This is a genomic window from Massilia sp. Soil_C_3, assembly GCF_057657035.1.
Genome location: NZ_JBDGJG010000005.1, coordinates 508,454 through 530,047, shown reverse-complemented (window position 1 = coordinate 530,047; position 21,594 = coordinate 508,454). Strand labels below are relative to the sequence as shown.

General features: G+C 67.3%; 14 protein-coding genes. 6 read left to right on the top strand and 8 right to left on the bottom strand.

Features of this window, described 5'->3' with window-relative positions:
* The first annotated feature begins 112 nt into the window (after nt 1-112).
* From AC3A6F_RS12915 to AC3A6F_RS12905, 3 genes are all read left to right on the top strand, one after another.
* Nucleotides 113-2,221 (top strand): bifunctional rhamnulose-1-phosphate aldolase/short-chain dehydrogenase, encoded by a 2,109-nt coding sequence (locus AC3A6F_RS12915; RefSeq protein ID WP_487681270.1) that lies wholly within the window; start codon nt 113-115, stop codon nt 2,219-2,221.
* 125 nt (nt 2,222-2,346) lie between these two features.
* A complete protein-coding gene (rhaI, locus tag AC3A6F_RS12910) occupies nt 2,347-3,642 on the top strand; it encodes an L-rhamnose catabolism isomerase (protein WP_487681268.1) in 1,296 nt (431 codons plus the stop codon).
* A 2-nt stretch (nt 3,643-3,644) separates the two neighbouring features.
* Nucleotides 3,645-3,968 carry an L-rhamnose mutarotase gene (locus AC3A6F_RS12905; RefSeq protein WP_487681266.1) on the top strand — a complete coding sequence of 108 codons (324 nt, stop codon included), beginning with the start codon at nt 3,645-3,647 and terminating at the stop codon, nt 3,966-3,968.
* A 50-nt stretch (nt 3,969-4,018) separates the two neighbouring features.
* On the opposite strand, the gene AC3A6F_RS12900 is transcribed toward AC3A6F_RS12905, so the two are convergent.
* Entirely contained in the window at nt 4,019-5,368 is a 1,350-nt protein-coding gene (locus AC3A6F_RS12900; RefSeq protein ID WP_487681264.1) for a TolB family protein, read from the bottom strand.
* Between the two features lie 156 nt (nt 5,369-5,524).
* Between AC3A6F_RS12900 and AC3A6F_RS12895 the strand changes: the two genes are divergently transcribed.
* On the top strand, nt 5,525-7,807 hold the full coding sequence (locus tag AC3A6F_RS12895) for a DUF6250 domain-containing protein (RefSeq protein WP_487681262.1): 2,283 nt from the start codon (nt 5,525-5,527) through the stop codon (nt 7,805-7,807).
* A gap of 15 nt (nt 7,808-7,822) precedes the next feature.
* Nucleotides 7,823-9,247, top strand: a complete 1,425-nt coding sequence (locus tag AC3A6F_RS12890; RefSeq protein ID WP_487681260.1) for a glycoside hydrolase family 88/105 protein — start codon at nt 7,823-7,825, stop codon at nt 9,245-9,247.
* Nucleotides 9,248-9,416: 169 nt separating this feature from the next.
* On the opposite strand, the gene AC3A6F_RS12885 is transcribed toward AC3A6F_RS12890, so the two are convergent.
* From AC3A6F_RS12885 to AC3A6F_RS12865, 5 genes are read right to left on the bottom strand one after another with little or no spacing between them, the layout of a single operon-like run.
* A complete protein-coding gene (locus tag AC3A6F_RS12885; protein ID WP_487681258.1) occupies nt 9,417-10,391 on the bottom strand; it encodes a glycoside hydrolase family 43 protein in 975 nt (324 codons plus the stop codon).
* Nucleotides 10,388-11,689, bottom strand: coding sequence for a rhamnogalacturonan acetylesterase (locus AC3A6F_RS12880; protein WP_487681256.1), 1,302 nt, complete (start codon nt 11,687-11,689; stop codon nt 10,388-10,390). The genes AC3A6F_RS12885 and AC3A6F_RS12880 overlap by 4 nt, the downstream gene beginning before the upstream one ends.
* Nucleotides 11,690-11,708: 19 nt before the next feature.
* Entirely contained in the window at nt 11,709-14,423 is a 2,715-nt protein-coding gene (locus AC3A6F_RS12875; RefSeq protein WP_487681254.1) for an exo-rhamnogalacturonan lyase family protein, read from the bottom strand.
* Nucleotides 14,424-14,427: 4 nt separating this feature from the next.
* Entirely contained in the window at nt 14,428-15,660 is a 1,233-nt protein-coding gene (locus AC3A6F_RS12870; protein ID WP_487681252.1) for a DUF4861 family protein, read from the bottom strand.
* Nucleotides 15,661-15,670: 10 nt separating this feature from the next.
* Nucleotides 15,671-17,545 (bottom strand): rhamnogalacturonan lyase, encoded by a 1,875-nt coding sequence (locus AC3A6F_RS12865; protein WP_487681250.1) that lies wholly within the window; start codon nt 17,543-17,545, stop codon nt 15,671-15,673.
* Nucleotides 17,546-17,795: 250 nt separating this feature from the next.
* Between AC3A6F_RS12865 and lldD the strand changes: the two genes are divergently transcribed.
* Nucleotides 17,796-18,929 (top strand): FMN-dependent L-lactate dehydrogenase LldD, encoded by a 1,134-nt coding sequence (gene lldD / locus AC3A6F_RS12860; protein ID WP_487681248.1) that lies wholly within the window; start codon nt 17,796-17,798, stop codon nt 18,927-18,929.
* 18 nt (nt 18,930-18,947) lie between these two features.
* Here the strand turns inward: lldD and AC3A6F_RS12855 are convergent, their stop codons facing one another.
* On the bottom strand, nt 18,948-19,940 hold the full coding sequence (locus AC3A6F_RS12855) for a site-specific integrase (RefSeq protein ID WP_487681246.1): 993 nt from the start codon (nt 19,938-19,940) through the stop codon (nt 18,948-18,950).
* Nucleotides 19,941-20,141: 201 nt separating this feature from the next.
* Nucleotides 20,142-21,557: an MFS transporter gene (locus AC3A6F_RS12850; protein ID WP_487681305.1), complete on the bottom strand. Its 1,416-nt coding sequence runs from the start codon at nt 21,555-21,557 to the stop codon at nt 20,142-20,144.
* Nucleotides 21,558-21,594 lie beyond the last annotated feature (37 nt).

The following is a 21,594-nucleotide window of genomic DNA, read 5'->3' as shown; positions in this document are numbered from 1 at the left end:
CGCTGCTTTCTACTGTCTGCCGATGCCGTAGCGCTGTTCGAGCAGCGTGCGGAAGCAGGACATGGAAGAGACGCATCGATTCGATGACAAAACAATCAACTAGGAGATTTTGATGGGCGCTTTGAGCGAAACGAAGCAGCGCGAGCCGATCACCTCGCGCTGGGATGAAGCGGTTGCGGCCACGCTGAGTGAGCCGGAACTGCTGCTGTACCGGTCCAACCTGCTGGGTTCCGACCTGCGGATCACCAATTTTGGTGGCGGCAATACCTCGGCCAAGATCGACATGCTCGACCCGCTGTCGGGCGAGCAGGTCGAGGTGCTGTGGGTGAAGGGCTCGGGCGGTGACCTGGGCAGCATCAAGCTGGATGGCTTCTCGACCCTCTACATGAGCAAGCTGCATGCGCTCAAGGGGCGTTACCGCGGCCTCGAACACGAGGACGAGATGGTCGGCTACCTGCCGCACTGCACCTTCAACCTGAACCCGCGCGCGGCCAGCATCGACACCCCGCTGCACGCCTATATCGCACGGCGCCACGTCGACCACATGCACCCGGATGCCTGCATCGCGATCGCCGCCTGCAAGAACAGCAAGGAGCTCACCGCGAAGATCTTCGAGGGCGAGCTGGGTTGGCTGCCGTGGCAGCGTCCGGGCTACGACCTGGGCCTGAAGCTCGAAGCGGTGTCGCAGGCGAACCCGCAGCTGAAGGGCATCATCCTCGAAGGCCACGGCCTGTTCACCTGGGGCGATACCTCGCAGTCGTGCTACGAAACCACGCTGGCCATCATCAAGCGCGCCGAGGATTGGCTGGCGCAGAACGTCCAGCAGCCGGTATTCGGCGGCCAGGCCAGCCCCATTTTGCCGGCGTCCGACCGCGCGGCGCTCGCTGCGCGCCTGATGCCGCTCCTGCGCGGCAAGATCAGCCGCGACGAGTACAAGCTCGGTCACTTCGACGACAGCGACGCCGTGCTCGAATTCGTGAGCAGCGCCCACCTGGCGCCGCTGGCGGCGTTGGGCACCTCGTGCCCGGACCACTTCTTGCGCACCAAGATCCGCCCGCTGGTGCTGGACTTCGACCCGAGCGCGCCCGATTTCGAGCGCCTGGAGGCGAGTCTCGACCAGGCCCTGGTCGACTACCGCGCAGACTACACCGCATACTATGAACGCTGCAAGCGCGCCAGCAGCCCGAAGATCCGCGACGCCAACCCGATCATCTACCTGATCCCTGGCGTTGGCATGCTGTCCTTCGCCAAGGACAAGGCCACCGCGCGCATCGCCGGTGAGTTCTACGTCAACGCCATCAATGTGATGCGCGGCGCGAATGGCGTCGACACCTATGTCGGCCTGCCGGAACAGGAGGCCTTCGACATCGAGTACTGGCTGCTCGAGGAAGCCAAGCTGCAGCGCATGCCCAAGCCAAAAAGCCTGGCCGGCCGCATCGCGCTGGTGACCGGCGGCGCCGGCGGCATCGGCCAGGCGGTCGCGCGCCAGTTGCTGCAGGAGGGCGCCTGCGTGATGCTGACCGATATCGACCCGGAGGCGCTCGAGCAGGCCGGCAACGATCTGGTCAAGGTGGCCGGCAAGGATAGTATCGGGACCGTGCGCGCCAACATCACGAGCGAGGATGAAGTGGCCGGCATCCTGGAAGCGGCGTCGCTGCGCTTCGGCGGCGTCGACCTCCTGATCTCGAATGCCGGCATCGCCTCGGCGGCGCCGCTGGACGAGACCACGCTGGACATCTGGAAGCGCAACCAGGACATCCTCGTCACCGGCTACTTCCTGGCCACCCGCGCGGCTTTCCGGATCATGAAGCAGCAGGGCCTGGGCGGCAGCATGGTCTTCGTGGGCAGCAAAAATGGGTTGGTAGCGTCAGCCGGCGCCTCGGCCTACTGCACCGCCAAGGCGGCCGAGCTGCACCTGGCGCGCTGCGTGGCGCTGGAGGGCGCCGAATTCGGCATCCGCGTCAATGTGGTCAATCCGGACGCCGTGATCCGCGGCTCGCGCATCTGGGACGGCAAATGGAAGGAAGAGCGCGCCGCCTCCAACAAGATCGAGGCTGACGACGTCGAGGAGTTCTACCGCAAGCGCAGCATGCTCAAGCTGTCGGTGCTGCCGGAAGATATCGCCGAAGCCGTGTACTTCTTCGCCAGCGACAAGTCGGGCAAGAGCACCGGCAACATCCTGAACGTGGATGCCGGCAACGCGGCCGCCTTCACCCGCTGAGTATCTGCGGACCGCGACCGATACGCTAAGATAGCAGGACATCACAACAAGCCGGGACGCCGACCCATCAGGGCGGGCGTCACCGGTCATCGGCGGCTTATGCCGCCTGCATCAAGGAGACGAGAATGACAAGCGTTATCGACGCTGGCCTGGTCGCGGACCAGAACGCCAAACTGGACGCGCAGCTGCAGGCCGACTACGAGGGATTGGGCGGCATGCTGGCGCGCCGCGGCCTGGACATCGACAAACTGACCGCGCTGGCGCAGACCTTCGCCGTGGCGGTGCCCAGCTGGGGCGCCGGCACCGGCGGCACGCGTTTCGCGCGCTTTCCGGGTCGCGGCGAGCCGCGCAATGTGTTCGAGAAGCTGGAAGACTGCGCCGTCATCCACCAGCTGACCCGCACCACCCCGAGCGTGTCGCCGCACTTCCCGTGGGACAAGCCGACCGACGCCTCCGAGCTGCGCGAAACGGCCCAGGCGCTGGGCCTGGCCTTCGACGCGGTCAATTCGAATACTTTCCAGGACCAGCAGGGCCAGGAGCAGAGCTATAAATTCGGCAGCCTCACCTCGACCAGCGCCGCCGTGCGCGCGCAGGCGGTGGCCCACAATATCGAATGCATCGAGATCGGCCGCGCGATCGGCTCGCAGGCACTGACCGTGTGGGTCGGCGACGGCGCCAACTTCCCCGGCCAGCACAATCTGCGCGGCGCGCTCGAGCGCTACCTGGACAGCATGCGCGAGATCTACGCCGCGCTGCCGAGCGACTGGAACGTGTTCATCGAGCACAAGCTGTTCGAGCCGGCGTTCTACGCCACCACCATCGCCGACTGGGGCACCAGCTTCGCCTGCGCCACCGAGCTGGGACCGAAGGCCAAGTGCCTGGTCGACCTGGGCCACCATGCGCCGAATACGAATATCGAGATGATCGTGGCGCGCCTGGCGCAGTTCGGAAAACTCGGCGGCTTCCACTTCAACGACAGCAAGTACGGCGACGACGACCTGGATTCCGGCTCGATCAACCCGTTCCAGCTGTTCCTGGTGTTTAACGAGCTGGCCGACGCGGCGCGGCGCGAGGGCGAGGCCTTCAAGCCGGCCTATATGCTGGACCAGTCGCACAATGTCACCGACCCGATCGAGAGCCTGATGAGCAGCGCGGGCGAGGTGCAGCGCGCCTTCGTGCAGTCGGCCCTGGTCGACCGTGCCGTTCTGGCCGGCTTGCAGGAGCAGAACGACGTGCTGGAAGCGGCGCAGACCCTGAAACGCGCCTTCCGCACCGACGTCACCCCGATCCTGGCGATGGCGCGGGTGCGCGCCGGCGGCGCCGCCGATCCGGTGGCCTGCTACCGCGCCAGTGGCTACCGCGACCGCGTGGCGGGCCTGCGCCCGGCAAAGGCGGGAGCCAGCGGCAGCGGGATCGTCTGAGCATGGGCGTTCACGCCACGCGGGCCTTCCGCATGAAGCTCAAGGCCGGCAACGAGGCGGAGTACCGCCGCCGGCACGACGCCATCTGGCCCGAGCTGGCCGCGCTGCTCGGCGACGCCGGCATCCACGACTATGCGATCTTCCTCGACGAGGCAACGCTCGACCTGTTCGCGGTGATGAAGTTGCACCCGGGGCATGAGCTAGGCCCGCTGCCCGATCATCCGGTGATGCGCAAATGGTGGGATTACATGGCCGACCTGATGGAAGTCGAGCCGGGCAACCGGCCGAAGGAGTGGCCGCTGACCCAGGTGTTTCACCTGGCTTGATTCAGACTGATCCGACGGCCTGGCATTGCCAGGCCGTTTTTCTTTCCGGGTCAGCGCGCCGGGAAGCTGCGTTCGAGCCAGGCCTTCGGCACCGGCACCACCACGATATTCATCGAACGGCCGTCTTCCGACAGCATGGCCGACTGGATCTGGATGCGGGTGCCGTCGGCATTGAAGGTGGGGTGCGGATGGTCGGCCGCGGTGGTCTTGTGGCCGGTGGTCAGCATCATCATCTCGCGGTTGCGGCGGTCGATCAGGTAGACGCTGCGGCTGAAATCGTCACCCACGGCGAAGCGGCCGTCGCTCGAGCCGTGCACGTGCCACAGGCCGCTGCCTGATTCGGTCTGGCCGACGATCTGCATCTGGCGCGTGCGCAGGTTGACGATCGCCAGGCCGGTCGGCTTTTCGCGGGTGCCGGTGGCGCCCCAGCCGTCGTCCTGGCCCGGGTTGGCGCCGCCGACGTCGGTGGCGGGGCCGGCCACCGACGCTGCCGCGCCGGGAATCGCGCGGTGCCCCATGATGGCCATCGCCACCTCGTCCTTCGTGATCACTGCCTCGTGCGTGACCCATTCGTACGGCGCTTCCGGATACAGCGGACGCAGGCCGCTGCCGTCGGCGCGCACGGTCCAGGTGCGCTGCGGCGACTTGCCGCCGGTCTCCCAGCAGAACACGATCTCGCCCGGATTCCACAGATTGGCCTGGATGTGCCCGACCTGGAACGGCACCGATACCACATGCTTGATTTCGCCGGTGCGCACGTTCAGGCGCGCGATGCCTTGCGGGCCGGCGCCCATCTTGCGCGGGCCGAAGGCCGGCTCGATCTTCGTGCCCGGCGCCAGGTGTTTGGCGGCCTGGCCCGGGCCGACCTTGAAGTAGACCCACTCTTCATCGGCGTCGAGCGCCAGGTCGCCGCCGGCTTCCAGTTCGGCCGGCAGGTTCGAGACCACGCGCTGGTAGGTGGCCGCTGGCTGCATGCGCCTGGCGGCGCTGTCGGCCAGCACGCGCGCCAGGTCGGTTTCGACGATCTGCAGGCCAGCGTCGCCTTTACGCATGTAGTACAGCTTCATCGACTTCTGCGCCAGGTTCAGCATGCCGGTGTAGCCGCCCTCGGTCACCTGCACCAGGTCGCCCGTCTCTTCGTTCACCGCCAGCGCCTCGCTGCCGGCCAGGCGCGAGCGGAATACCAGCCACTTGCCGTCGGCCGTCCATTGCGGGTGGGTCGGATAGATCTTCGAATCGCCGTGCGGTTTGCTGGTCAGGAAGGTCAGTTCGGTGCCGGTGACCGGATCCTTGACGAGCTTGCGCTCGGAGGGAAAGCGTTTGCCGATCTGGGCCGAGGCGTCGGCGCACAGCAGCAGCGCGACGGCCAGGCCGATCGCGGAATGCATGAGGGGTCGCATGAGGGTGTCTCCGTCTTGTGGATGTTGTCCGCTCATTGTTACAGTACGAGTTGCTCATTTCCAATCATATTGCTGATTCTTTCTGCGTATTGACCGCCGTGGCTGATTACGCCGCATAGAATCTGCCTATAACAACGACCGACGGAGACCGTGGCAATGACTGTTTCGCGCGCCCTGCAGCGGGTATTGGTATGGCTGGTGCTGGCCTGCGCCATGGCGTCGGGCCACGCGCAAAACCAGGCTGCCGCCGTGAATACGGACCCCGCGCGTGCCCAGGTCGTGCTGCCGGAACCGGCCAACCCGGCGCTTCCTTCGATCGTCCTGATCGGCGACTCCACCGTGCGCAACGGCCATGACGACGGCCAGGGCAAGGGCGCGCAGGGGCAGTGGGGCTGGGGGAATCCGCTGGCGGCCCACGTCGATGCGGCGCGCGTCAATCTGGTGAACCGCGCCGTGGGCGGCCTATCTAGTCGTACTTACATCAGCAGCGGGCATTGGGAGCGCACGCTGGCCCTGGTCAAGGCGGGCGACATCGTCATCATGCAGTTCGGGCACAACGATGCGTCGCCGGTCAACGACGACAAGCGTGCGCGCGGCACGATGCGTGGCGTGGGCGACGATTCCACCGAGATCGACAACCTCCTGACCGGCAAGCGCGAGACGGTGCACAGTTACGGCTGGTACCTGCGCAAGTTCATCGCCGACATCCGCGCCAAGGGGGCGACGCCGGTGGTGGCCTCGCTGGTCCCGCGCAAGGCCTGGAACGACGATGGGCCGGATCAAGGCAAGGTGCGCCGCAACCGCGCCGATTACGCGGGCTGGGCGGCCGAGGTGGCGCGCACCGAAAAAGTGGACTTCATCGACCTGAACGGGATCGTGGCGGGCCGCTACGATGCGATGGGGCGAGACGGCGTCATGGCGCTGTTCCCGGCCACCGTGCCCGAGGAGCGCGTCCATACCAACTGGGCCGGTGCGGTCCTCAATGCCCAGGTCGTCGCGACTGAGCTGGCAAAGCTGGGCGACCCGCGCATGAAGACCTTCCTGAAACCGGTGGACGACGTGCGGCCGGTGGTGGATGCGCGTACCGTGCGCGACGAGGCGCCGCGCGATCCGTCCTTGCCGACCCTGTTCCTGGTCGGCGACTCCACCGTCAAGAGCGGTGGCCAGAACGGGGCGATCGGCTGGGGCGAGCGCATCGCGCCTTACTTCGACGCCGGCAAGATCAATGTGGTTAATGCCGCGATCGGCGGTCGCAGCAGCCGCACCTTCTTCACCGAGGGCCGCTGGGACCGGGTCAGGGCGCAGCTCAAGCGCGGCGACGTGGTGCTGATCCAGTTCGGCCACAATGACGGCGGCCGCATCGGCGACCCGGCCTCGAAGAATCGCGCCTCCGCACCGGGCATCGGCCCCGAGACGGTCGAGGACACCCGGCCCGACGGCAGCAAGGAGCAGGTGCACAGCTTCGGCTGGTATATGGCGCGCTACGTTGCCGACGCCAGGGAGAAGGGCGCCACCGTCGTCATCGCCGCGCCCATCCCGCACCGCGACAAGTGGCAGGGCGAGCGCGATTTCGCCAACTTCGCCGACTGGGGCCGGCAGGTGGCCACCGCCGGCGGCGCCCACTTCATGGACTTGACGATGCTGGTCTCGAACGCCTATCGCGACGTTGGCGCGGCGACGGTCGACACCTTCTTCTCGGACGCCCGCACCCATACCAATGCCGCCGGCGCCGAATTCAATGCGCGCCAGGTCGTCGCCGGCCTCGCAGCGCTGCCGGGTAATCCGCTGGACGCTTATTTTTCGCCGCAGGCCTGCGTGCGCTGGGGCGAGCGCGGAGCCTTGCTCCATCAGGATGATTTCGATGGACCCTTGACCGGCTATGTGAGCGAATATGCGCGCAAGCCTCGCAACGTCGTCGCCAACCGCGACGGCCGCCTGCTGATCGACGTCGATTCGGGTGCCACCGTGTGGCTCGACAAGCCCCTGTCGGGCAATCTGCTGATTGCCTACACGCGCCGGGTGGTGATGGACGGCTGCCCGAACGACCGCCTGTCGGACCTGAACCAGTTCTGGATGGCGCGCGATCCGGCGCGTAACTCGCTGTTCACCCGCTCCGGCAAATTCGAGGACTACGACGACCTGGAGCTGTATTACGCCGGCATGGGCGGCAATGGCAACACCACTACGCGCATGCGCCGCTATGCCGATGGCAAGCGCGAACTGGTCGCCGAGCACCTGGGTCGCGACTTCCTGCTCGAACCGAATCGCGACTACCGGATCGAGATCGCGGTTCGTGACGGCTGCACGCGCATGCGCGTGGACGGCCGCGATCTGTTTACCTATTACGACCCGCGGCCGCTCACGCGCGGGTACTTCGGTTTCCGCACCACGTGGTCGCGCCAGACCATCGCCGGATTGACCATCCACCAAATCCAATAAAAGGAGACACAAGCAATGCACTCACCCAAGCCGCGCCACACCCTGATGGCCATACTCGTGGCGGGCCTGTTCCCGTTTTCCCTGGGCGCGATCGCGCAGGACGCGCCGCCGCCGCAAGAAAAAGGGCCAGCCCCGGCCGACGCCATGCTGCATGCGCTCGACGTGAAGTACCCGACACCTTACCGCGCGATGGAAGCGGCCGAAATCAAGGCCGTGCTCGATCGCGTGTTCGCTTACCTGGACCGCACTACGCCGGCGGAGCTGATCGACAAGACCACGGGCGCAGCCATCACCGATGTATCGACGGCCAATCCGAACGCCGTGCTCAAACCCGGTGACTTCCGCCTGAACAGCTATGAATGGGGCGTGACCTATATCGGCATGCTGGCAGCGGCCCAGGCCACCGGTGACACCCGCTACCAGGATTACATGACCAAGCGTCACACCCTGCTGTCGCAGCTGACCAAGGCTTATATGCCGGCGGTGAAGGCGGATGCGCAGAACGCGCATGCGCCGATCAAGGGCTTCCTGAACCCGCATGCGCTGGACGATGCGGGCGCGCTGTGCCACAGCTTCCTGAAGGCAAAGGTGGCCGGCTCGAAGGTCGACTACGGCCAGATGATCGGCGTGTGCGGCGACTTCGTCACCAACAAGGAGTACCGCCTGAAAGACGGCACGCTGGCGCGCGGCGGCCCGGACGGAAAAGGCGGCCGCAAGATGCGCCCGCTGCCGGACACGCTGTGGCTGGACGATATGTTCATGGGCGTGCCGACCATGGCCTACCTGGGCAAGACCACGGGCGACAGCAAGTACTATGATGATGCGGTGCGCCAGGTGCAGCAGTTCTCCAAGCGCATGTTCAATCCCAAGCTCGGCATCTACATGCACGGCTATGTCGAGGGCAAGCGCGATCATCCCGAGCTGCGCTGGGCCCGCGCCAACGGCTGGGCGGTGATGTCGATGGTCGAGGTGCTCGAAGTGCTGCCGAAATCCCACAAGGGCTACAACGTCGTGCTCGAGCAGCTGCGCGCGCATATCCGCGGCCTGGCCGGCTACCAGACCCGCGACGGCTTCTGGCACCAGCTGATCGACCGTAACGATACCTACCAGGAGACCTCGGCCACCGCGATCTATGCCTACGCGATTGCGCGCGCGGTCAACCGCGGCTATGTCGAGCCCGAGATGTATGGTCCGATGGCCAACCTGGCCTGGAACGCCGTGGCCAGCAAGGTTACGCAAAACGGCCAGATCGAAGGGATCTGCGTGGGCACCGGGATGGCGTTCGATCCGGCGTTCTATGCCTATCGTCCGACCAGCGTGAAGGCGGCGCATGGCTATGGGCCGACTTTGCTGGCCGGCGCCGAGATCATCGAGATGAACAAGAAGTTCAAGTTCGGTCTGAATGACAGCGGCTTGATGTTCCAGGGTGGGCAGCAGTAGTCTCGGTAAAAGCCCTTCGGTTGTTGGCCCAAATACGTCGTCCCCGCGCAGGCGGGGACCCAAGTCAGCACTGCAGCCACTATGATCAAGCTTGGTGGCTACGCATGAATACTTGGGTCCCCGCCTTCGCGGGGACGACGTGCGGGCGTCAACGGGAGAATCGTTCGATCTACGACGCCAGCGCCCTGAGCCGCTCCACCAGGCTCGCCGGAGCCGCGAAAGCGGTCCCATGGCGCATCTTGTGCGGAAAGCGCATGCGCGTGCTGACGTCTTCCCAGTGCAGCATGTCGCGCGAGCGTAGCGCGCCGTAGTGGACGGCGGTGTAGGCGTCGAAGTACAGCAGCACCTCGTCGCCAACCTGCAGCGCGCTCGGTCCCTCGGCCCACAGGCCTGCCGGCGTGACCGGCGCGCTCAATGGCCCGAACGGGCCTTCCAGGCTCGCTGCCTGTGCAACCTGCAGGTACTTGCGCGGCGGATGGCGGGTTTCATCCTTCACCACCAGCCAGTCTCGCCCCAGCGCCCGCACGAAGGTGGCGTCGATCACCGAGAAGCCCGGATCGTAGAACAACCGCGTCGGCGTGAAGCTGGCGAAATCCTTCGTGGTGGTGGCGTAGATGCGGTGGTCGTATTTCTTGTCGCCGGCAGCGTCGCCGCCGGCCTCGGTCCGCGGGAAACGGCCCGGGATCGTCGACGACCACAGGATCAAAAAGTGCCCGCGCCCGACGTCGTAGAACACCTCTGGAGCCCACGCATTGAGCGCGCCCGGCTCGTGCGCCATCACCGGCAAGCTGCGCTGGTCCGACCATCGGACCAGGTCCGGCGAGTAGGCGTAGCCGATGCCGGTATCGTTCCAGCCGCTGGTCCAGACCATGTGGAACAAACCGTCCGGCCCGCGCGCGATGCAGGGGTCGCGCATCAGTTTCGTCGTGCCCACTGTGGGCGCCAGGAAGCTGGCGCCGCCGCGCAGCGCCTCCCACTGGTAGCCGTCGCGGCTGGCGGCGAAATGCAGGCCGTCGGCGCCGTTGCCCAGGAAGTAAGAGAACAGGTAGGCCTGGTCCTCGCCGGTCCGGCTGGCCGGCAACGGGCCGGCGCATCCGCCGAGCAGGCCACCGGCCAGCAGGGCCAGGGTGGTGCGGCGCTTCATCGGGCACTCCCTGGCGATGCGCCAGTGGTCACTTCGCGCTGTCCGTCGTCGCCGAGGGGCCGTGCTTGCGTGCGGCCGGGGCTGGGCGGCACTGTGAAGTCGGCCACCGGATCGGGATGGGCCGGGTCGAAACCGAAGTCGGGTACGAGGTGGGCGGCCAGCGCAAGCTTTTCCTCGCGCATGCCCAGCGCGACCGCCTTGGCCAGCAGATAGCTGCCGTATGGGTTGTGATGGGTATTGTCCAGTTTCCCCGGCGCCGGCGAGGCGAATGCCGCCTTGGAGCCTTCCACGCCGAGGGCAGCGTATATGGTCTTGCTCATGGCGTTCAGGTCGATGAAGGGTACGCCAAGCTCACGCGCCGACTGGCGTGCGGCTTCGGCGTAGTCGGCGAGCGAGGGCTTGACCCGGCCCGCCTCGTCGAAGGCGCGGCGCTCGACCGGGGAGACGATCACCGGCAGGCCGCCGCGCGCACGCGCCATGTCCACGTGGGTCTCGATCTCGGCCTTGTAGGTCGTGAACGGGCCGCTGCGGCCATCCTTGATCTGCTTCTGGTCGTTGTGGCCGAACTGCATCAGCAGCAGGTCGCCCGGCTGCATCATGCTCAGGATCTTGTCGATGCGGCGGCGCGCCAGCGAGTCGCGGTAGGTCTCGCCCGATTGCGCGTGGTTCGACACCGCGACGCTGGGGCCGAAGAAACGCGGCAGCATCTGGCCCCAGCTGTTATAGGGTTCGCCCGGCTGGTCGCTCACGGTCGAGTCGCCCAGCAGGAAGATGGTCGGCACCTTGGCCGGCACGATCTCCATACGCTGGACGGCGGCAGGGGCGCCATTGAATTCCAGGGTCAGGCGCTCGTCCCAGTTCCAGGCCTCGGCCTCGGTCTCGCGCGGGGCCTTGAGGGCGACCGCGCCGGCGGCGACGCCGGGCACGGGAGCGATGCGCGCGGTGCGCACATTGGCGACGAAGGTGCGCAGCACGCGCTGTCCGCCCGCTGCCGGCACGTTCTCGAGCATCAGCCGGCGCAGCTCGGATTTTATCGTGGTCGCCGTCGGCTGCGTGGCGTGGCCCAGCACGACGGTGACGGCGTAGTTGCCCTCTGGGAGACGGACCGAATAATAGCTGCCGCCGTCCTCGAAGCCGTAGCCGCGCCCCGTGTCGTAGGGCGTGCCGGGGGCTATGCGGATATGACCGGCGGGCGCCTCGGCGTCGCCGAAGACGAAGCGGGTCGGCGCCGCAGCGTGCGCCGGCGCGGCCAGCAGCGCGCCGGCCGCTAGGCAGAGTGCGAATACAGTGTGGGTCATGGAGAATCGCATCGATGGGTCAGAGGGCGTCACCGATCAGCGCCAGATTCTGGATCGCAGCCAGGCCCCATTGCGCGGTGTCGTTGGTGGTGGCCCACGGCACCTCAGTGACTGGATTGAGCGTGGCCGCACCAGCGACCTTGGTGGCGACGAAGGGCGGATAGGGGCGCACACCCGCGAATTCGTGCCAGGCGCGGCGCGCCAGCGCCGGATCCTTGCGCCGCCAGGCCGCATACGCCGTCAGGCGCGAGTGGCCGATCACCAGCACGTCGGAGCCGCCATGTGGTTTACCCAGGCGGCGCCGCTGCTCGTCCTGCGGCGCGTTGTACAGCGCGCAATAGTCGAGCCAGGCCCGTTCGAAGGCTTGATCTCCGGTGAGGGCGATCAGCTCGTCGAACACTTCCACCGCCCCGAACACGGCGTTCAGGTGCGAGGCCTTGACGCTGTCGCCGGCCATATTGTGCAGGCGCCCGGTGCGGGGCTCGTAGCCCATGCGCTCGCCGCTGAAGAAACCATGCGGCATGGCGGCAATGTCGCGCATGCCGGTCAGGATCTTGTCGCGGTAGCGGGTGTCGCCGCTGCGTTCCCATTCGGTCAGCCAGTTGGCGGCCAGCGAGGCCCAGTCGGTGCCGAAGCTGGCGCGCACCGGATACGGGCCCTTGGGCGGCTGGTTCGACAGCTTGCGCACCGGGTCGACCGCATCCAGGCGCAGGTCGGCGTCGAGCAGCTCGCGCATCACGTCGCCGGTGCGCTCGTCGGCCGTGAGGTAATAGTACATGCGGCGGTAGACCGCGGTGCTGATGCGAACCTGCTTGGCGCTGCAGCCCCAGTGCTGGACGTTGTGGCGCGTGCCGAGGCCGGCGAAGCGGCCCAGGTGGTAGGTGTCCACGTCCGTGGTGTGGCGCACCATGGCTTCGCCCATGCGGAAGATGTCGGCGCGGCCGCTGCGCAGGAAGGCATACCACAGCCACAGGTCGGGCGAAAGTTCCGAATTGGCCCAGGCATAGCCGCCGACGTCGTAGCGCCATTCGTGGCGGTCGGTGTCATAGGTATGGCGCACGTCGCCATGGTCCCAGAAGCCGTACCAGCGGCGCTGCTCGACCTCGTCGCGATAGAAGGCGAAATGGGCGTCGAGCCGGTCTTCGATATGGGCGCGGGCCGAAGTCGAGCGGTCCGGCAGTCCATACAGATTGCCGAAGGCGCGCGTGGCCAGGATATGGGCTGGCGCGGCGCACAGCTGCGGCGGGGATTGGACCTGGGTCGCCATGCGCACCAGCTGCTCGCGCGCCGGTGTGGTGTCCAGGGCCCACAGCGTGAACTCGCTGCTGCGCGCCACGCCCACCGGCGTGCCGAAGCCTTTCTCGTAATCCTCGTAGGTGACGTCCAGTGCCTGCAGCTCGTCGGCATGCGTTTCCATGCCCATGCCGTCGTGGTAGAAGCGCAGGTCCATCGCCGGGGCGTCGGGCGACCAGATCCAGAGCGTGACCTGGGCGGCGTCCGTGTGCGCGTTGCGGATGTCGAGCTGGGTTGGATGGCGCTGCCAGAAGTCGCGCATGCCGAAGGCCAGGCCGCCTTTGGCGCCGCCGATATAGCCCAGGCCCGGCGCGCGCCGGCCCCAGGCCGCGTCGATCCAGCCGTGGCCGGCCTTGGTGCGCTTGCGGATGCGGAAGCTGTCGGGTGAGAGCTGGGCCAGGCTGTAGTCGCCCCAGGCCGGGATCAGGTGCAGCGATTTGTTTACGCGCTCGGCGATCGGCGGCACCGCCTTGCCGGCCAGCTGCGCCTTGCGCACCGCCTCGCCCGGGTCGCGCCGCAAGCCGGTCAGATTGCGTACGCCCTCGGCCCACAGGCCGCCGGCCTCGCCGCCAAAGCGCACGTGGCGGTCGTGCGGCGCGTCGACCAGGGGCACGTCGAAGCGCAGGCCGAGGCCGCGCACGAAGTCCTTCTGCTCGTCGCCGTCGAATACGAAGGTGTGCATGATGCGCACAGACTCCGCCCCGGCGTACAGGTACAGGCGCAGCGTGAACGGCAGCCAGGAACGCGCATCGTCCTGCCCACTATCCTGCGCGCGGTGCATGCCTTCGAGCTTGACCACGCTGCGCTGCGGGCCGCGCTGCTCGAGCGTGACATGTTGCAGCCGGCTCTCGAAGGCCGTCTGGCGGGTGCTGCCGTCCGGGCTGTCGTCGCAGAGGGCGACCAGCTTGCCGGCGCGCGCGATCTCGCGTCCTCCACGGCGCAGGCTGCGTACGAGCTCCGCGCCCTGGCGCGGGATCGTGCATTCGATGACGCCGGTGTGGATCACGATGGCGTCCGGGCTTTCCTTGACCGTCAGTTGCTTGCCACCTTTGGCGCTCGTGCTTCCCGGCCGCAGCCGCAGGCCTTCCGGCGCCGCATCCATGGCCGGCAGCGCGTGCGCGGTCCATTTCAGCGAGCCGTCCGGCCAATAGGCGGTCGGCCAGCTCTGGCAGGGCAGGTCGCCGTTGTCTCCCGACAGGACGAAGGCCTGGTCCTTGCGCAGCGCGCCGCGCGGCCAGGGCACGCTGCGCAGCGCGCCGCGCGGCCAGGGCACGCCGAAAGTGGTGCCGGTCATCAAACCAGGCCTGCCTTCGAGCCAGGATAGTTCCACACTGCCCGGCGCGGCCGGCGCGGCATCGGCCTGCGCTGCGTTCACCCCCAGCGGCAATGCGGCGGCCAGCGCGCCGGTCTTGAAGAAGGTGCGTCGGGAGAGCGGCGCCATGCTGTCAGCGTCCCGCCGCCAGGCTCACGCTCACCGGCGAGCGCAGGCGCGCCGCCTCGTCGGCGACGTGCTGCTGCCACAGCGCCTGGGTCGCGAACGGGCTGCCGCGGGTCCAGGCTGCGCCGACGTGGTAGCGCAGCGGCTTGCCCGACGTGACCGGCGCCGTCACCAGGCCGTTGCGCGCATCGGATGCGAAGGCCGTTGCCGACGGCACGATCACCGCCACGCCGAAGTCGCCGAAGCTGCGCTGGGTGACCCACTGCACCAGGCTGCCGTCCGCCTTTTTCTCGGCAAAGTCGACCTTGACTTCCTGGCCCTTGTCGCTTGGCGTCTTGTGCAGGCCGACGGCGGCATTGAGCGTGGCCGGACCGCTGAAGGTGAAGGTGCTGTCGATGCGGTCGAAATAGCGGCCGGCGTCGACCGTGAAGCGCTTCACTTCGGCCACCTTGGCGCCATTGGCATCCCAGGCGTCGTAGTGCAGTTCGAATACGGTGCGGATCGGGCCATTGGCCAGGATCCGCCACTCGCGGTAGTTGGCGCCGACGTGGAGCTGCTTGCCATCCCAGATGCCGGTGCCGCCGGCGCCGCGGGTCGGGCCGACGTTGTACATATCGATGCCTTCGCCCTGGTCTTCATGGTAGTGGTCGTGGCCGATGTTGTACCAGCGGTCGACCACCGGATACGGCACCCGCTTGAACCAGATATCGAGGCCGCTGGTGACCAGCACTTCCTTGTCGCTGCCCGGCGCCGCTGGCGCCTTCAGCGCGGGGCCATAGGCGCGGTGCGCCAGCTTGTCGTTTTCCCAGGCGAAGTCGTCGAGCCGCTCCTGGACGAAGCGCGCATAGGTCCTGGGCGGGAACGGCGGCACGGTGGCGCCAGCCTTCTCGATCGTGAAGGTGGCCGACTTCTCGCCGGCCTTGAAGTCGTACTGGAACAGCAGCTCGCCATAGGCGGCGCCGATCATCTTCGGGTCCTTGGCGGTGGCGTCGACATTGGTTACCTGGTAAGCGAGGGTACGGCCCGCGGCGTCCTTGATCACGATCTGCTGCGAGCGGACCTGCGGCAGGGCGTCGTTGACGCGGGTCCAGGGAACAGAGATCGTCTCGGCCGGGCGGGCGATGTCCAGCGCATGGCTGGCGGTCACGCTCAGGCGATCAAAGGCGCTGGCGTCGAAGGAGAACAGCGCGGCGGAGGCGGCCAGGGGAAGGGTCAGGCGAAGGGGAAGGCTAAGATTCATGTCGGAAGCTCTATCTGGATTGATCGGAAGTCCGCAGCGGCAGCGTCATGCCTTCGCCGAGGAAGAAGCTGGGGTGGGGCGGCTGGTTGTAGGCGGCATTCTGCGCCGCTACCTGCACCCGGTACTGGGTGTCGTGCATCAGGGTCGGGATGCGGTGCCGGGTCGGGGTCGTGGTGGAGAACACCACCAGCGCCTCGTCGTTGGCGCTGCGCCAGACCACTTCTTCGCGCCAGTCGCCGAACAGGTCGGCCGACAGCACGGGATTGGCCTTGGTGCCGTTGATCGAGGCGGCGCCGTGTTTTGCGCCGTCGAGCAGCGGGTCGAGGCGCTGCGTTTGCGGGTTCCATTTTTCGATCCGGGCGCCGTCGAGCGATTCGCGCAGCAGGTCGCCATCCCACCACAGGCCGAAGTTGTAGGCGCGCGGGCGGGTAGTCGAGATCTGCACCCCGGCGGCATTCACCAGGCCGCCGGCCGGGTCGTTGATACCGCCGATCGCGGCCCAGCACTCATTGCCAGGATGTGCGGGATCGATGTCCATGCAGATGCCCCGTCCCACGTCGATGGTGCTGGCGATGCCCCACAAGACCTTGCCGGTGGCGGCGTCGTGCATCTCGGCGCCGTTGCCGCGGTAGCACGATGGTGACTCATGCACCATGAATACCTGCAGGCCGGGGCGGCTGGGATCGTGCTTGCCGACGTGCAGCGCGTCGCCGTGACACAAGCCAGTGCTGTACATCAGGGTGCCGCCGCTCCCGATGGTGGCGGCGCCGTAGACGATGTCGTCGCGGCCGTCGCCATCGGCGTCGCCCACGGCCATCCAGTGCGCGCCCTGGCCGGCGGCGGCGGCATTGGCGGGCGTAGTGCTGTCGAATACCCAGCGCCGGGTGAGCTTGTTGTCGCGCCAGTCCCAGGCCGCGAGCACGGCGCGGGTGTAGTAGCCGCGCGCGAACACGGCGCTCGGCCGCTTGCCGTCGAGGTAGGCCACGCCGCCCAGGAAGCGGTCGACCCGGTTGCCGTAGGCATCGCCCCAGGCCGCGACGTCGCCGCGTGGCGGCGTGTAGTCGGTGCTGGCCAGCGCAGCGCCGGTGCGACCGTCGAACACGGTCAGGTACTCCGGGCCGGCCAGGATGTAGCCGCCCTTGTTGCGATGGTCCGCCGCCGCGTCGCCGATGGCCTTGCCGGCGCCATCGATCGTGCCGTCGGCGGTCTTGGCCATCAGTTCGGCGCGGCCGTCGCCATCGAAGTCGAAGGCGAGATAGGTCGTGTAGTGGGCGCCGGCGCGGATGTTCTTGCCCAGGTCGATGCGCCACATGAACGTGCCGTCCAGGCGGTAGGCGTCGATCAGCGTCGAACCCGTGTAGCCGCGATGGGCATTGTCGTGGGCGTTGGTCGGCTGCCACTTGACCAGCAATTCGTAGACGCCGTCGCCATCGAGGTCGGCGGCGGAACCGTCGTTGACGCCATAGGTATAGGCTTCGCCGTCCGGGGTGACGCCGCCAGCGGGCTTGCGCAGGGGGATGGTCTTGAACGGTTGCGGCCACGTGGCGCCGGCGCGCGCGTCGACGGCGCTCTCCGCCCCTTTGCTGACGGCGCGTACGCTGTAGGCCGCGCTGGTGGCGGCGCCGGCATCGACGAAGTTGGTGGCGACCAGCGGCGCGCCGTTGACGCGCACGCCATCGCGGTACAGGTTGAAGGTGGTGGCCGGGTCTTCCGGGCCGAGCGCGCGCCAGCTGACGAAATTGCCGTCGCCGGTGTGGATCGCGACGACGCCGCGATCGAGCGGTTCGAGCTGGCGACCCGGGGTGGCGCAGGCGGTGCAGGCCAGTGCCAGCAGCGCGAGGGCCGCGCCGCGTTTCAGTGCTTGGTAGTCGGAGGGGGACGCCATGGTTATCCTGTCGCTGATCAAGGCTTGCCCGGCCGAGTATTCATTTTCCGTTCGGGAAGTGTCAACGGGCGGGCGGCCCCATGGTCTATTTAATCAGGCGCTTGAGCGTTTGCGCTGGCTGTCAATACCGCGTGCGCGATCAGGACACTGATTATCCCGGCCCTGTCGATGGACGAGGAGGCGGGCGACGGCGTAGACTGCGGATTCGATCCGCTCATCTGCTTCTCATCCGCCCATCTCGACCCTGTACATGATCATTTCGTCCGCCACCGACTTCCGCCAGGCCGCGCGCCGCCGGCTGCCTCCCTTCCTGTTCCACTACCTCGACGGCGGCGCCGGCGCCGAGCAGACCCTGCGCAGTAACGTCGACGACCTGCAGGCGATCAAGCTGCGCCAGCGCGTGCTGCGCGGCTCCGAGCAGCTTGACCTGGGCGTGCAGTGGTTCGGCGCAGGCTATTCGCTGCCGATCGCGCTGGCGCCGGTGGGCCTGACCGGCATGTATGCCCGGCGCGGCGAGGTGCAGGCGGTGCGCGCCGCCTGCCATCGCAATATTCCGTTCATCCAGTCGACCGTTTCGGTGTGTCCGCTGGCCGAGGTGGCGGCCCAGGCCGCGCACCCGATCTGGTTCCAGCTGTACGTGCTGAAGGACCGCGGCTTCATGCGCGATGTGATGCGCCGTGCATGGGAACTCGGCTCGCGCACGCTGGTGTTCACGGTGGATATGCCGGTGCCGGGCGCGCGCTACCGCGACGCCCACAGCGGCATGAGCGGGCCGAACGCGCCGCTGCGGCGCATGCTGCAGGCCGCGTTGCATCCGCGCTGGGCCTGGGACGTTGGCCTGTTCGGGCGTCCGCACGACCTGGGGAACATCACCGCCTATCGCGGAAGCGCCACCGGCCTGGCCGACTACATCGGCTGGCTCGGCGCCAATTTCGATCCTGGCATCGCCTGGCCCGACCTGCAGTGGATCCGCGACGAGTGGCAGGGCAAGCTGGTGATCAAGGGGATTCTCGATCCGGAGGACGCGCGCGATGCGCTGGCCTTCGGCGCCGACGGCATTGTGGTGTCGAACCACGGCGGGCGCCAGCTCGATGGTGCGCCGTCCAGCGCCTCGGTGCTGCCGGCCATCGCGGCCGCGGTCCAGGGGCAGATGACGATCTTCGCCGATGGCGGCGTGCGCACCGGGACCGACGTGTTCCGCATGCTGGCTTTGGGGGCGGACGGCGTCCTGCTGGGGCGCGCCTTCGTGTACGCGCTGGCTACGCAGGGCCAGGCCGGGGTCGAGCGCCTGCTGCAGATCATGGAGAAGGACTTGCGCACCAATATGGTCCTGACCGGCGTGCGCTCGGTCAGCGAGATCGGGCCCCACCTGCTGGCGGCCTGACAGTCCTTTGGACGCCGCTTACTCTTCCGGGTCTGGCTTCACGCGCGTGAGCTTGTAGTCGGCGGCGGAACGCTCGAGCGCCAGGCCCAGCACGTCCTTCAGCTCGTCGGGGCTCGCGCCCTGATCGAGCTGGCGCTTGGCGAAGGTGTTGCGCAAGGTACGCCCGCCGGAGCGCGACAAGTTCATGCCGGCCCGCTCGAAGGTGGCGCGCATCTGCATATAGACGGTTTTCCTGGTCATCCTGGCGCCCGTCAGGTTAGCCGGGAATACGAACTCGCCCGGGATCGCCATCGTTTCCCGCTCCTCCAGCCAGGCGCGCAGCTCGTCGGCGCCTTCGCGGGGGAGGGTGACTTCGTGTTCATGACTGGTGTCGAGCTTTTCCTCAGGGGTGATCGACAGCACGATCGCGCCGTCGATCGACGCCTGGCGCCCGACTTCTGTGATCAACAGGCCGACCGCCTCCGTTACCTTCAGCCCCGCCAGCGCGATGACTACCTGCATGGCCCGGTCGCGGCGGCGCTTCCAGCCATCGAACGGCGTGTTGCGGCGTTTCCGTGGCGCCTCGGCGGGCAGCGCGGCGAAGAAGCGCTGCAACTGGTCTTCCGACAGGGTGCGTCCGGCTTCGTCCTTCGCGATGTGGGCGCGGTCGATGCCGAGGATCGCCTCTTGCGCCGGATTGGGCACGACCCCGAGATGCTCGTAGCAGCGTTCCAGCAGGCGCAGGTAGCGGTAGGCGATCTTGCTGTTCAGGACGCGCTTGCCCTTGACCGTGCGGCCGATGAAACGCAGCAGGTCGGCCTGCGTCACCCGGGAGAAGGTGAGGCGCTGTTCCTGCATCCAGCCCGCCAGGTTGTTGAACATGAACAGGTAGATCTTTGCCGACTCGGCGGACAGCACCCGCAGCGTGCCGTCGGCGCGCTGGCGCCGGCCGGTTTCGGCGAAGGCCGTGGTGGATATGAATGCCTTGAAGGATTTGACTGGGTCGGCATCCCACGAATTGGCAGTGTGCATGGCGAGACGGGTTGGATGGAGATGGCGTTACCATACCATAAAACGTAACTAACCAACATAGAAACCAGAACCACCAAACCAGCGAACGCCAACGACTACGATAAAGATAACACTCCTCAAACAAAGCTAGCAGGAGAGGGGCGCCTCACGGACGCTCCGCTCCATTCTTCCGCCTCTCTCATGCAAGCCCGCGCAAACGGGTCAGGAAGACCTGCGCGTCAGCGTCGCGCCCAGCAGCGCGCCGAGGCCGAGACAAAAGGCGATGCACAGGATCGCGACGGTGAAGGCATCGGTGATCGCCGCCGGGTCGTCGTACACGCCGCGCACGGTGTAGAAGATGCCGCCGATCAGCGCCACGCTGAGCGCAGTGCCGCTTTGCAGGGTCGAACTTGCGACGCCGGCGATCATCCCGGCATGGGCCGGCGCCACGCGGCCCGTGATCATCCGCATCTGCGACGGCAGCGCCAGCCCCTGGCCACAACCCATGACGAAGAGCAGGATGGCGAGCATTGTCCCCGCCGGAGCGACACCCACCGGCGTTGCCGCCACCAGCGCGGCCAGGCCGAGGAAACCTGCTGTCAGCAATGCCATGCCGATCGGATTGACCCAGTCGCCGAAGATGCGCCGGGCGAGCGGCGTCGCCAGGGGCCCGAGCAGGTAGCCAAGGCCGAACGGCAGGAAGACCAGGCCGGCGTCCAGGGCGCTCACGTGCAGCGCGTTCTGCAGATAGACCGAGAACAGCAGGAAAAAGGCAGCAAGTGCGTAGAACAGCAATGCGATGGCCAACGCGCGTCGCATGCCCGGCGCGCCCAGGGCGGAGGGATCGACCAGGGGTGAGCCGCCCGCGCGGACAAGTCCGCTTTCGTAGCGCCAGAAGCACCACGCCAGCATAGGCGCGGCGCACAAGGACAGCCAGGACCACCAGGGCCAGCCCGCTTCCCGGCCCTCGATCAGTGGCACGATCAGGGCGCCCAGCGCGAGCACCGACAGCGCCGCGCCACCGGGATCCAGTCTGCTCGAGCGCGGCGCCCGCGTTTCCCTCAGCAAGGGAAGGCCGAATGCGAGAGCCAGGATCGCCACCGGCAGATTGACGAGGAAAATCGTACGCCAGCCCAAACCGAACAGGTCCAGTGAAATCAGGATGCCGCCCAGCGCCTGTCCGATGACGGAGGCCAGGCCGAATACGGCGCCGTACAGGCCGAGCGCACGCGGCTTATCGGCTTCCGGAAAGATCGCATGGACGGACGCGAGCGCCTGCGGCGCCATGATGGCCGCCGTCACCCCCTGCAAGGCGCGGCCGGCGATCAGCGCCGCCGGCGACCAGGCCAGGCCGCACAGCAGCGATGCGGCCGCGAAGCCGGCCAGCCCGAGGAGGAATATGCGGCCACGGCCGAACAGATCGCCCAGGCGTCCGCCGCTGATCAGGGTGACCGCATACAGCGCGGCGTAGGATGAAATGACGAGCTGCTCGTCCGACGCCGAGGCACCCAGCTCGGACTGGATCGACGGCAGCGCCACGTTGACGATGAAAAAGTCCAGCGGCGGCAGGAAGGAACCGACCAGCAGTATGGCAAAGATCGCCCAGCGGCGCGATTCGGGTGGGGTTACGTGAATCATCAAATTCCCTTTACGGAACCAATTGGTTCCAAAATCG